The following is a 12,329-nucleotide window of genomic DNA, read 5'->3' on the forward strand; positions in this document are numbered from 1 at the left end:
GTCAGTAGGCGAAGGCGAGCGGGCGCTCGGCGTCGTCGGTGTCGTCGGGGGTGGGGGTGACGTCGGGTACGCCGGCGCGGGCGTAGCGCAGGAGGAGTTTGAATTCGATGACGGCGAGGACGGCGTAGATGAGGGTGAAGGCGGTGAAGGAGGTGAGGACTTCGGTGAGGGAGACGGTGCGGGAGACGCCGTCGCGGGTGAGCATCTCGCCGAAGACGATCCAGGGTTGGCGGCCCATCTCGGTGAAGATCCAGCCGAAGGAGTTGGCGAGCAGTGGGAGCGCGGGCATGATCAGGCCGGCGCGGAGCAGCCACCTGTTGGTGGGGGTGCGGCCTTTGCGTTGGGTCCAGAGGATGAGCAGGGCGATGGCGGCGGCGGCGAGTCCGAAGCCGATCATGAAGCGGAAGCTCCAGTAGGTGACCGGGATGATCGGGGTGTAGCTGCCGGGGCCGTACTGGCTGGCGTACTGGGCCTGGAGGTCGTCGATGCCGTGGACGGTGCCGTTGGGGTCGCCGGTGCCGAGGTAGGACAGCAGATAGGGGATTTTGAGGGCGAAGATTTCGCGGCTGCCGTCGAGGCTGCCGACGGTGAGTACGGAGAACGAGGCGGGGCTTTCGGTGGTGTAGAGGCCCTCGGCGGCGGCCATTTTCATGGGCTGCACCTGGGTCATGATCTTGCCTTGGATGTCGCCGGTGAGGACGACGAGGGTGGCGGAGATGAGGACGACCCAGGCGCCGAAGCGGGTGGCGTGGCGGTAGGCGTCGGTGTCGGGGTTGTCGCGGCGGCGCATGAGGTGCCAGAGGCCGACGGTGGTGACGAGGGAGCCGGCGACGAGGAAGGCGCCGGCGAGGGTGTGCGGGAAGGTGATCAGGGCGACCTTGTTGGTGAGGACGGCGACGAAGTCGGTGAGTTCGGCGCGTCCGGTGTCGGGGTTGAGGCGGTAGCCGACGGGGTTCTGCATGAACGAGTTGGCGGCGAGGATGAAGTAGGCGGAGAGGTTGGTGCCGATGGCGGCGGCCCAGATGCTGGCCAGGTGCAGGCGTTTGGGGAGCCGGTCCCAGCCGAAGATCCACAGGCCGATGAAGGTGGATTCGAGGAAGAAGGCGACGAGGGCCTCGATGGCCAGGGGTGCGCCGAAGATGTCGCCGACGAAGCGGGAGTAGTCCGACCAGTTCATGCCGAACTGGAATTCCTGCACGATGCCGGTGACGACGCCCATGGCGAAGTTGATCAGGAAGAGTTTGCCGTAGAACTTGGTGAGTTTGAGGTATTTCTCGTCGCCGGTGCGGTGCCAGCGGGTCTGGAGGATGGCGACCAGGACGGACAGCCCGATGGTCAGTGGTACGAAGAGAAAGTGGTAGACGGTGGTGACACCGAACTGCCAGCGGGCGACGTCCAACGCGTCCACCGGGATCCCCCTGCCGTTGATACTACGAGACGTAGTAGATACTACTGCGTGTCGTAGGTTGTCGGGCAGGGCCGGGGGGCCCGACCCGGCCCGGGACCAATGACCCTGATCACCACGGGCCGCACGACCCGGGTCCGGTCCTCCCCCACCCCCGTGCGACCATCGGCGACTGATGGACACCCCGCGCCCCGGCTGGCAGCCACCACTGTTCTGGCGTGCCGCCCAACTGCTCGCCCGGCTGGTCGTCGCCCTGTTCGCCCGGCTGGAGGTCAGCGGGGACGTCCCGGCGCACCTGCGCCGGGGGCCGCTGATCCTGGCCGCCAACCACATCAGCCCCTTCGACCCGATCGTGCTGGGCGCGGCCTGCCGGGCCCGGGGCGTGTCGCCGCGCTTCATGGCCACCGGCGGGCTGTTCCGCACCCCGGGGCTCGGCGCGCTGATGCGCCACGCCGGGCACCTGCGCGTCGACCGGGGCAGCACCGCCGTCCGGCAGGCCCTCGACGACGCCGCCGTGGCGGTCGCCGCCGGGTCGGTGGTGCTGGTCTACCCGGAGGGACGCATCGGGCTGGACCCCGGTATGTGGCCCGAACGCGGCAAGACCGGCACCGCCCGCCTCGCGATGGCCTGCGACGCCCCGGTGGTGCCCGTGGCCCAGTGGGGGTCGCACGAGGTGCTGCCCTACCGGGCGCCCCGGGGCATGCTGCGCGCGTTGGCCCGGGCGCTGGTGCGCCGCCCGGTGATCCGGGTCCGCTTCGGCGCGCCGCTGCACCTGCACGACCTCTCCCCCGCCGCGCCCGGCGCGGCCCGCCGGGGCACCGACCGGATCATCGACGAGATCACCGACACCCTGGTGCCGCTGCGGCCCGACGAACCGGACCGGCCCCGGCACGTCGACCCGGGACGCCCCGTCGACACCAGCCGGGTGCACCGCCGGCCCACGTCGGCCTGACCGCCGCCGGTCGGCCACCCGGCGGCCACCGGCGGCGGGCATACTGCGCTGCGTGTCGACCCGACCCGGTTACCTGGACGCCCCCACCCCGCTGGCCTTCGCGCACCGCGGCGGCGCCGCCGACGGCGACGAGAACACCGTCGCCGCGTTCACCCGGGCCGTCGAGCTGGGCTACCGGTACGTGGAGACCGACGTGCACGCCACCGCCGACGGGGTGTGCGTGGTCTTCCACGACGCCACCCTGCGCCGGGTCACCGGGCAGCGGGGCCGCATCGCCGACCTGCGCTGGGCCGACCTGGCGACGGTGCGGGTCGGCGGCGCGGCGGTCGTGCCCCGGCTCGACGAGGTGCTGGCCGCGTGGCCGCAGGTCCGGTTCAACATCGACGTGAAGGCCGACGGTGGTGTCACCCCGGCGGTGACGGCGGTGACCCGGGCCGGCGCGGCCGACCGGGTGCTGCTGGCGTCGTTCAGCGACGCCCGGTTGGCCCGGCTGCGCGCGGCCACCGGCGGGCGGGTCGCCACCGGCCTGGGCATGCGCGGGGTGGCCCGGTTGTGGCTGGCGTCGCGGCATGGCCGGCCGGTGCGGTTGCCGCCGTCGGTGGTGGCCGCGCAGGTGCCGCCGCGGTACGCGGGGGTGCCGGTGGTCGACCGCCGGTTCCTGGCCTACTGCCACCGGTTGGGGGTGCAGGTGCACGTCTGGACGATCGACGAACCTACCCGGATGCACGACTTACTGGATCGTGGTGTGGATGGCATCATGACCGATCACGTCGGCCTGCTGCGCGACGTCTACCGCAGCCGCGGCCTCTGGGCCGCCTGAGCCCCGAGGACCCCGATGGCCGACCCGGTCGCCACCACCCCCGCCCCCGTCGACACCCCGGCGGGACTGCGCCGGGAACGGCGTGGCTGGTACCTGTACGACTGGGCCAACTCGGCCTTCCAGACCACCGTCATCACGGTGTTCCTCGGCCCGTTCCTCACCACCGTCACCGAACTGGCCGCCGGCTGCGAGCTGGGCGCGGACAGCTGCGACGGGTACGTGCACCCGCTGGGCGTCCGGGTCGCCGCCGGCTCGTACTACCCGTACCTGATCTCGTTGTCGGTGCTGTTGACCGTGTTCGTGCTGCCGGTGGTCGGGGCGATCGCCGACCGGACGGTGCACAAGAAGCGGCTGCTGGCCGGGGCGGCGTTCACCGGCGCCGGGGCGACCATCGCGATGGCGTTGGTCACCGGCGAGCGGTACCTGCTCGGTGGGGCGCTGTTCCTGGTCGCCAACATCGCCTTCGGCGCGGCGGTGGTGGTGTACAACTCGTTCCTGCCGCAGCTGGCCGGCCCGGACGAACGCGACGCGGTGTCCAGTCGCGGCTGGGCCATCGGCTACCTCGGCGGTGGTCTGCTGCTGGCGTTGAACCTGGTGGCGGTGACCCTGCTCAGCGAGGACGACAACCCGCAGCGCACCCTGGACCTGGCCCGCTGGTCGATCGTGTCGGCCGGGGTGTGGTGGGCGGCGTTCACGTTGGTGCCGCTGCGGTGGCTGCGGGAGCACCCCACCGCCGAGGCGCTGCGCGGGGCGGGCCGCAACGTGGTCACCGACGGGTTCCGGCAGTTGGGGCGGACCCTGCGGGAGATCAAGGCGTACCCGTTGACGCTGTTCTTCCTGCTGGCGTTCCTGGTCTACAACGACGGCATCCAGACGGTGATCACGCTGGCCAGCCAGTACGGCACCGAGGAGTTGCGGCTCGGGCAGAGCACGCTGATCGTGACGATCCTGCTGGTGCAGTTCCTCGCGTTCGGCGGGGCGTTGGCGTTGGGGGCGTTGGCCCGGCGCATCGGCGCGTGGAAGACGGTGCTGCTGTCGCTGGTGCTGTGGACCGGGGTGATCATCGGGGCGTTCCGGTTGCCCGCCGAGGCCCCGCTGCCGTTCATGATCCTCGGTGGGGCGATCGGGTTGGTCCTCGGCGGCAGCCAGGCGTTGAGCCGGTCGCTGTTCAGCCAGCTCATCCCCGCCGGCAAGGAGGGCGAATACTACGGGTTCTACGAGATCAGCGACAAGGGCACCAGTTGGCTCGGCCCGCTGGCGTTCGGGTTGGTCTTCCAGCTCACCTCCTCCTACCGGGTGGGTCTGGTCTCCCTGCTGATCTTCTTCGTGGTGGGGTTCGCACTGCTGGCCGCGGTGCCGATCCGCCGGGCCATCGTCGCCGCCGGCAACACCCCGCCCCGGGTGCTGTGACCATCGGCCCGATCCACCCGCGCCGATGGGCTAGGCTGCCCCGACGTGACCGACGACGCCGCTGCCACCCCCACCTGCCTGGCCCGTCCCCTGCCCGGCCCGGATGACGGCGGGGCCGGCTGCGCCGCCGCGCGGGGCGTCGACGGCCGCCCGTTGCACGCCGCCGCGTTGAAGTTCTTCTGGGGTCCGATGGACTGCGGCAAGTCGACGATGGCGTTGCAGATGAACTACAACCATGCCCGGCAGGGTCGGCGGGGGCTGGTCACCACCCGCATCGACAGGTCGTTGGGGCCGCAGGTCACCACCCGTATCGGGTTGGCCCACACGGCCGTGGAGGTGACCGACGAGCTGGACCTGCGGGCCCTGGTCCGCGACACCTGGGCCGAAGGGGTCCGCATCGACTACCTGATCTGCGACGAGGCGTCGTTCTACGACGTGGCGCACGTCGAGCAGATGGCCGAACTGGTCGACGGCTACGACGTCGACGTGTACGCCTTCGGCCTGGCCACCGACTTCCGGTCCTGCCTGTTCCCGGCCGCCCGGCGGCTGTTCGAGCTGGCCGACGAGGTGGCCCGCATCCAGGTGGAGGTGCTGTGCTGGTGCGGGCGGGAAGGGCTGCTCAACGCCCGCGTCGTCGACGGGCGGGTGGTCCGCGAGGGCGCGCAGGTCGTCATCGGGGACACCGTCGACACCGCCGACGTGCGCTACCAGGTGCTGTGCCGGCGGCACTACCGCTCCGGGGACCTGGGCCCGCGCGCCTGACCGGGCCGGCGGGTCAGTACGGGTCGCCGCAGACCCGCCACCCGTCGTCCTCCTTCACCACCGGCAGCCGGCGCTGCTCGGCGGCCCCGCCGTCGCGGGTGACCCGCACCGCCACCTCCCCGGCGGGCCGGCCCCCCTTGGTGCGGACCGACACGTCGAGGATCTCGTAGCCGGTGACCACGGGTGGGGTGCGCACCCAGCCGGCGAACCCGACCTCGCTCCACCGGCTGCGGGTCGGCGCGCACAGCCGCCGGTAGGCCCGGTCCACCTGTCCGGTGGACAGCTCCCGGAAGAACCCGTCAGCGGTCTCCCGCACCGGGCCGGTGGCGCCCGCCACGACCTGCACGTTCCACAGGCCCAGCCCGGCCACCCCGACCAGGCACAGGCCGACGGCCAGACCCCCCAGGAACAGACCGGTGCGTACCGGGCGACGCCGCCGCGCCGGTCGGGTCCACGCCTGCTGCACACTCATCACCTCGACGGTAGGCGGACGGGCCGGGGCCGCGCAGGCGGTTCGTCCCCTGTCGCGCCGGCGGGGCGATCGTCTACCGTCGGCGCACACCCCTGGTCAAGGAGCGACGGATGAGCCGCTACGTGCAGCCGGTCCCGGACATCGACGACCCGTAGGCCGGGGACGGGTTGCTGCGGTCGTGGCTGACCCGGCAGCTCGGCGCGGCCGGGCACGCCGCCGCCCGGGACCGGCTGACCGCATTGGCCGCCGACGTGGTCGGGCCGTTGCGCGCCGACGCCGAGGCCCATCCGCCGACGTTGGTCCGCTACGACCCGTGGGGTGCCCGCGTCGACCGGATCGACACCAGCGCCGGCTGGCAGGCGCAGCGGGCCGTTCGCCCTGGCCGGGCACGCGTTCACGTTGCTCGGCCGGGTGGAGGTCGGTGGCGATCCGCAGGCCGCCGCCGAGCTGCGGGTGGTCGCGCCGTTGGCGAAACTGGCCACCGGTCGGCTGGCGGTGGCCAGCGCCGCCGAGTACGGGGAGGCGTTCGGCGGGGCCGGTTACGTCGAGGACACCGGTGTGCCGAGGTTGCTGCGTGACGCGCAGGTGCTGCCGATCTGGGAGGGCACCACGAACGTGTTGGCGGTGGACGTGCTGCGCGCGGTCACCCGGGAGGACGCCGGCACGCCGCTGCTGGCGCGGCTCGCCGGGGCGGTGGAGCTGGCCCGGCCGTTGTCCCCGGTGTTGGCCGACACCCTCGCCACGGCGGTCGGGGAGCTGCGGGTCACCCTGGGTGAGGTCACCGCCGACCCGGGTGCGGTCGCGGTGCTGGCCGGTGCCCGCGGTATCGCCCTGCGGATGGCGTACGCGCTGGCGGCGGCGTTGCTGGTCGAACACGCCGCCTGGGGTGACGGGCAGGCCGAGGTGGCCGCCCGGTTGTCGGCCCGGCGGTGGCTGCGGCACGGGGACATCGCCGCCGACGCCCACCACCATCTCGACCTGCTCGGCTGAGCCCGCCGGGGGGTCTGCCGTGCCGGCCCCGACGGGGTCAGTGGTCGGTGAGCGTGCCGTGCAGGAACAGGTCGACCAGGACTGTCGTCGACGGCGCTGCGGTGGCCAACGGTCCGGGTGGGGACAGCAGACCGAGGAAGAGGTCGGCGAGCTGGTCGGCGGGTAGCCGCAGCCGGTCGGCGTCGGGGGTGAACAGCGTGGCCACCGCTGCGCGGACCGCCGCACCGGTGGGCGGTGGGATGTGCCGGGACCGGCCGGCCGCGTGCAGGGCACCCAGCACCGCACCCAGCCGGGCCAGGTGGGTGCGGATGACGGTGGCGGCCTCGGTGAGCCGGTCGGCGAGGGGCCGGGTCCGCTCGACCCGCGCCAACCGCTCCAGCAGCGGGTCGGGACGCAGGACCTCGGCGACGCAGGCGTCGAGCAGCGCCTGTTTGTCGGCGAAGGCACGGAACACCGTGGCCTCGCCGATCCCGGCGGCGCGGGCCACCTCGGCGGTGGTCAGGGCGGTGCCCCGGCGGGTCAGCAGCGGCAGGGCGGTCTGCACGATCATGGCGCGACGTCGGTCGGCGCTCATGGCCGGCGCGCGCCGCCGACGTCCCCCGGATGCCGTCATGGCACCAGGCTCGGGAGTGAGCGCTTACTCCGTCAATCGGTTTTTTTCAGCTGCGCCGCCGCGCCCGGGCCGCCCAGATGACGTACGCCGGATCCCGGTCGAGGTTGTGCCGGTCGCGGTCGTAGCGGCGGGTGGTCCGCGGGTCGGCGTGGCCCATCGCGTCCTGGACGTCCTCCAGCGGCACCCCCTCCTCGCGGGCGGTGGTGGCGAAGGCGTGCCGCAGCGAGTGCGGGGACAGCTTCGCCGCCGCCGCGATGCCCGCGGCTTCGGCCAGCCGGCGCACCAGCCGGAACACCGAGTGCCGGTCGAGGCGGCCGCCGGTGGCGGTGGCCAGCAGCGGGCCGGTCAACGCGTCCACGCTCACCCCCGCTGCCGCCGCCCGGTCGGCCAGGTAGGCGTCCACCGCGTGGGCGGTGCCGGGGGTGAGCGCCCGGCGGCGGGCCTTGCCGCCCTTGCCGACGAAGCGGACGCTGCGGTGCCCGCGTTCGGCGCCGAGATCGGCCAGGTCGAGCGAGACCAGCTCACCGACGCGCAGGCCGAGGTCGGCCAGCAGGGCGACGGCGGCCCGGTTGCGGGCGGCGGTCGGGCCGGTGTCGGTGTCGGCGGCGGCGAGCAGCGCGTCGACCTCCTGCGGGGTGAGCCCGACGGTTGCCGAGTGGTCCCGGTCGATGCGGGGCCGGTCGGCGCCGGCGACCGGGTTGGCCTCGACGGCCCGCAGCTTGACCAGGAACTCGTACCAGCTGGACAGGGCGGAGAGCTTCCGGGCGACGGTGGCCGGGGTCAACGGTCGGCCGCTGCGCGCCGACGGGGTGGCCTCCAGTTGCCGGGCGTAGGCGTTGACGGTGAGGAAGTTGGCCCGCAGCGGGTCGAGGTCAGCGGCGGCGCACCAGGTGAGCCAGCCGGCGATGTCGCGCCGGTACGCGTCGCGGGTGTGTGCCGACAACCGCCGGTTACGCAGCCACGCCTCTGTGAAGTCGACGGGTGTGCCGGTGAGCGCCGGGTGGGTCGAGGCGTGGGGCAGGACGGGGACGTCGGGACGCGGCATGCGAGAAAGACTCTCAGCCCTGCTGGGTAATCACGGTGAGGCGCGCCCGAGCGGATTGCCCGACGCCCGGGCGCGACGGTGTTTGGCCCGGTGGGGGCCGTGTCGACCCCCACCGTGGGCGTGCCGGTCAGGCGGTGATCTGCCGGCGGCCGTTACCGGCGGTGACCGGGACCCGACGCGGCTTGGCCCGCTCGGCGATCGGGATGCGCAGCGTCAGCACCCCGTGCTCGTAGCTGGCCTCCAGCCGGTCGGTGTCGAGGGTGTCGCCGAGGAACAGCTGCCGGGAGAAGGTGCCCATCGGGCGTTCGGCGGCGACGAGTTCGACGGTGTCGGTGGTGGGACGGCGGCGCTGCGCGCGGACGGTCAGCACGTTGCGCTCCACCGTGCAGTCGATGCTGTCGGGGTCCACCCCGGGCAGGTCGAACGCGGCGTGGAAGTGGTCGCCGTCGCGCCAGGCGTCCAGGTGCATCACCGCGGGGCGGCTGGTGGTGCCGAAGAGCTGCTCGGCGAGCCGGTCGATCTCACGGAAGGGGTCGGTACGCATCAGCATGGTCGTGCCTCCTCGGTTTCCTCGGGCCGAAGGTCCTTTGAGTTGAGTCGGGTCGGCTCAACTCGTACTTCAGTATTTACCTCGTGGCGGCGCGTCCGTCAACCCGGCCGCGCCGCCGCCGTTCACGGCCCGATGCGTCGGCGGCGGGGCCGTCGGGTGGCGCTCAGGAGGGCTGGACCTCGTCGAACAGGGCGAGGGCCGCGGCCGGGTCCGGACCGACCAGACGGTCCAGACCGGCAGCGGTGATCGCCGCCCACCTGGCGGCCCTGGCCCACATCCGTTCCTCCCAGGCCCGCACCACCGTGTCCAGGTCGCCTCCGTCGGCGGCCACGGACTCCGCCAGTTCGGCGCCGTCGAGCATCGCGAGGTTCGCGCCCGCCCCCAACGGCGGCATCAGGTGCGCGGCGTCACCCAGCAGTGTGACCCCCTGCACGTGCGCCCACGTGTGGGACACGGGAAGCACGTGCAGGGGGCGGTGGACGAACGCGGCGCCCCGGCCGAGCAGGTCGCGCACCGGTTGCGCCCACCCGTCGAACAGGGCCAGCAGGACCCGTCGGGTCGCCTCGACGTCGGTCAGGTCCAGCCCGGCGTGCCAGTCCAGTGGCGCGCGGAACTGGGCGTACACCTTGACGTGGCCGCCGCTGGTGCGTTGGGCGACGATCGCGCGGTTCACCCCGTACACCCCGGCCGCGCCGTCGCCGATCAGCCCGGCGAGGTCGCGGTGGTGGGCGTCGACGTCGTCGAGGGAGGTCTCGACCGCGGTGACGCCGGTGTAGCGCGGTGTCGCCGGCGACACCGCCGGCCGCACCCGCGACCACGCGCCGTCCGCGCCCACCACGAGATCGAACGTCTCCTGTCGCCCGTCGGCGAAACGCACCGCCGCGCCGTCCCCCGGCGTCACGCCGGTAACCTGCTGCCCCCACCGCACGTCGAGCGGGCCGAGCAGCAGGTCACGCAGTTGTCCACGGTCGATCTCCGGATTGGCCCGCTCGTCCGGGTGGGGCCGCCAGTCCCGCAGCACGGTCCCCGCCGGGTCGAGGATGCGCAGGGCCTGCCCCTCGGGACGCGACACCGCCCGGAACCGGGCCAGCAGCCCCGCCTTGTCCAGCGCCAGCTGACCCAGCCCTTCGTGCAGGTCCAGCGTGCCGCCCGGGGGGCGGGCGTCGGGCCCCCGATCGCGTTCCAGGACGACGACGGGATGGCCGAGGCGGTGCAGGACCCGGGCGAAGGTGAGGCCACCGGGGCCGGCACCCACCACGGCGATACGCTGTCTCATGGCGATACACTGTATTGACTGCGCCCGTCTCGCCGCCACCAGCCGGAGGTGATCCGTGACCGTGTGGGACCGGCCGACGCCGCCACCTCCCCCGGTGCCGCTCGACCGGGAACAGATCGTCGCCGCCGCCGTCGCGCTGGCCGACGAGGGTGGCCTCGCGGCGGTGTCGCTGCGCAAGGTCGCCGCCCGCCTGAACGCCGGCCCGATGCGGCTGTACGGCTATATCGCCACCAAGGACGAGCTGCTCGACCTGATGGTCGACGCCGTGTACGCCGAGATCCTCCCCGCCGGACAGCCCGCCGGCTGGCGCGCGACACTGCGGGTCGTCGCCCACGGCACCAGGCGGACCGTGCTGCGCCACGAGTGGCTGGCCGACCTGCTCGGCGGCCGACCCTCCCTGGGGCCGAACGGCCTCGCCGTGGCCGAGGCCCAACTGGCCGCCCTCGACGGTCGCGCCGACACCGACACGGTCCTGCGCGCCGTGGAAACCGTCGCCGCCTACGTCATCGGCGCGCTCCGACGGGAGATCGCCAACCTGCGGGCCGAACGCGCCACGGGCCTGTCCGAACGCGACTGGCAGCGCGCCCACGGCCCGCAGGTGACGAGGATCCTGGCCACCGGCCGCTATCCGGCGCTGGCCCGGGCCGTGCACGACGGCACCGAGGTGGACGCCGCGACCTCCTTCGCCACCGGCCTGGACTGGGTCCTCGACGCCGTGGCCGCCCGACTGTCCGGGTGACCCGGGAAATCCGGCTGTCGGCGACGACGTCGCTGGCGAGGGTGTGCCCATGCCCACCGAATTGTTCGCCGTCGCGACGGCCACCGGAGCCCTCGGCCGTCGCGCCCGTCACCCAGTTGCGGTAGCGGGGCGGGATACAACAGAACAGTCATTATGGTGCTGCACCGTTATGCCCTTTTTGCCGGCTCTAATTATCGTATTGCAGTTATCGGTAATACGATAATTAGAGCCGGATGATCGGCTGGCTGTCGAAGCGGTCCCCGCGCCCCGCGGCGGGCCGGCACGCCGCCGCTGGGCGAGGATCAGGTCGTGTGGCGGATGACGGAGCCGGCGATCCGCTCGGTGAGCCCGGGTGCGAAGAACGGGTGGTGGCCCATCCCGGGCACGATCTCCAGCCGCGCCGTGGGGATCTGCGCCGCGAGCGCCTCACCATGGGCCTGCGGGAACAGCGGGTCGTCGCTGCCGTGCAGGACCAACGTCGCGGCCGTGATGCCGGACAGCGACGCCCGCCGGTCGTCGTCCCAGCGCCGACCGGCCAGATCGTGGTTCGCGGCGGCGGCGAGGTTGTCGGCCCGGTCGTGACAGTGTTCGACGAACCGTCGTGCGGCCGGCTCGTCGAAGGGCAACACGTCGCCGTTGAGCACCCGCCAGGTCTGCACGTCGGCGTCCACCCGCTGCCGGGCCGTCGCCCGGGGTGCCTTCGCCGCGTCCATGAGGTGGGCGAGGAACCGCGCCGTCGGAGGGGGAAGCGCATCCGGTGCCGCCGGTTGAACGGCCAGCGCCCGCGCCCACGCCGGACCGGGGTTGTTCCCCATCGGAGACGAAGCCATCGCCGTCAGGGTGCGGACCCGGGCCGCCCGGTGCACGGCGAGCCACTGCCCGATCGCCGCCCCCAGCGAGGTCCCCACGACGTGCGCGGCGGCGACACCGTACCCGTCCAGGACGCCGACCGCGTCCGTGGCCAGGTCAGCCAGCGCATAGGGGCGCGCCGCGAAATCGACGGAGTCGGAACGGCCGGTGTCCCGGTGATCGAACCGGATCACCTGCCGGCCGCTGTCCACCAGGGCTTGCACCAGTTCGTCGGGCCAGCCGATGCCCTGGGTGGACGTGCCCATGACCAACAGGACGGTGGGGTCGTCGGGGTGACCGAAACGCTCGGTCCACAACCGCACCTGCCCGCACCGAACGAACTTCTCCTCGCCAGTAAGCATGCCGGCACCGTAGCGGTCACCGGTCGGCACGTGAGCCGCTACCTGTTGTAGCGATAGAAGGCGCTCGTGGGATAATTAGGAGGG

General features: G+C 73.0%; 13 protein-coding genes. 6 read left to right on the plus strand and 7 right to left on the minus strand.

The window, feature by feature from the left end; translation table 11 throughout:
• Position 1 precedes the first annotated feature (1 nt).
• A complete protein-coding gene (locus JQN84_RS19385; protein WP_204959797.1) occupies positions 2–1,408 on the minus strand; it encodes a cytochrome ubiquinol oxidase subunit I in 1,407 nt (468 codons plus the stop codon).
• A 172-nt stretch (positions 1,409–1,580) separates the two neighbouring features.
• Here JQN84_RS19385 and JQN84_RS19390 point away from each other — a divergent pair, with 172 nt between their 5' ends.
• The 4 genes from JQN84_RS19390 to JQN84_RS19405 are packed head-to-tail and all read left to right on the plus strand — an operon-like array spanning position 1,581 to position 5,349.
• Positions 1,581–2,357, plus strand: a complete 777-nt coding sequence (locus JQN84_RS19390) for a lysophospholipid acyltransferase family protein (RefSeq protein WP_204959798.1) — start codon at positions 1,581–1,583, stop codon at positions 2,355–2,357.
• 52 nt (positions 2,358–2,409) lie between these two features.
• Positions 2,410–3,177 carry a glycerophosphodiester phosphodiesterase family protein gene (locus JQN84_RS19395; protein ID WP_204959799.1) on the plus strand — a complete coding sequence of 256 codons (768 nt, stop codon included), beginning with the start codon at positions 2,410–2,412 and terminating at the stop codon, positions 3,175–3,177.
• A 15-nt stretch (positions 3,178–3,192) separates the two neighbouring features.
• Positions 3,193–4,587 (plus strand): MFS transporter, encoded by a 1,395-nt coding sequence (locus tag JQN84_RS19400; protein ID WP_204959800.1) that lies wholly within the window; start codon positions 3,193–3,195, stop codon positions 4,585–4,587.
• 45 nt (positions 4,588–4,632) lie between these two features.
• A complete protein-coding gene (locus JQN84_RS19405; protein ID WP_204959801.1) occupies positions 4,633–5,349 on the plus strand; it encodes a thymidine kinase in 717 nt (238 codons plus the stop codon).
• A 13-nt stretch (positions 5,350–5,362) separates the two neighbouring features.
• Here the strand turns inward: JQN84_RS19405 and JQN84_RS19410 are convergent, their stop codons facing one another.
• Entirely contained in the window at positions 5,363–5,821 is a 459-nt protein-coding gene (locus JQN84_RS19410; RefSeq protein WP_204959802.1) for an Rv0361 family membrane protein, read from the minus strand.
• A 318-nt stretch (positions 5,822–6,139) separates the two neighbouring features.
• On the opposite strand from JQN84_RS19410, the gene JQN84_RS31495 reads away from it, so the two are divergent.
• On the plus strand, positions 6,140–6,811 hold the full coding sequence (locus JQN84_RS31495) for an acyl-CoA dehydrogenase family protein (protein ID WP_307821334.1): 672 nt from the start codon (positions 6,140–6,142) through the stop codon (positions 6,809–6,811).
• Between the two features lie 37 nt (positions 6,812–6,848).
• Here JQN84_RS31495 and JQN84_RS19420 read toward each other — a convergent pair whose 3' ends face one another.
• The 4 genes from JQN84_RS19420 to JQN84_RS19435 form a co-directional block, all read right to left on the minus strand.
• Complete coding sequence (locus JQN84_RS19420; RefSeq protein WP_204959803.1) at positions 6,849–7,385, minus strand: TetR/AcrR family transcriptional regulator; 537 nt, start codon at positions 7,383–7,385, stop codon at positions 6,849–6,851.
• 85 nt (positions 7,386–7,470) lie between these two features.
• Positions 7,471–8,469, minus strand: a complete 999-nt coding sequence (locus JQN84_RS19425; RefSeq protein WP_204959804.1) for a tyrosine-type recombinase/integrase — start codon at positions 8,467–8,469, stop codon at positions 7,471–7,473.
• Positions 8,470–8,596: 127 nt separating this feature from the next.
• Positions 8,597–9,019, minus strand: coding sequence for an Hsp20/alpha crystallin family protein (locus JQN84_RS19430; RefSeq protein ID WP_204959805.1), 423 nt, complete (start codon positions 9,017–9,019; stop codon positions 8,597–8,599).
• A 163-nt stretch (positions 9,020–9,182) separates the two neighbouring features.
• Positions 9,183–10,295, minus strand: a complete 1,113-nt coding sequence (locus JQN84_RS19435) for an FAD-dependent oxidoreductase (RefSeq protein WP_204959806.1) — start codon at positions 10,293–10,295, stop codon at positions 9,183–9,185.
• Between the two features lie 55 nt (positions 10,296–10,350).
• On the opposite strand from JQN84_RS19435, the gene JQN84_RS19440 reads away from it, so the two are divergent.
• On the plus strand, positions 10,351–11,034 hold the full coding sequence (locus JQN84_RS19440; RefSeq protein WP_204959807.1) for a TetR/AcrR family transcriptional regulator: 684 nt from the start codon (positions 10,351–10,353) through the stop codon (positions 11,032–11,034).
• Between the two features lie 302 nt (positions 11,035–11,336).
• On the opposite strand, the gene JQN84_RS19445 is transcribed toward JQN84_RS19440, so the two are convergent.
• Positions 11,337–12,245, minus strand: coding sequence for an alpha/beta fold hydrolase (locus JQN84_RS19445; RefSeq protein ID WP_204959808.1), 909 nt, complete (start codon positions 12,243–12,245; stop codon positions 11,337–11,339).
• Positions 12,246–12,329: the final 84 nt, after the last annotated feature.

The organism is Micromonospora humidisoli, from assembly GCF_016900955.1.
Taxonomy (GTDB): domain Bacteria; phylum Actinomycetota; class Actinomycetes; order Mycobacteriales; family Micromonosporaceae; genus Micromonospora; species Micromonospora wenchangensis.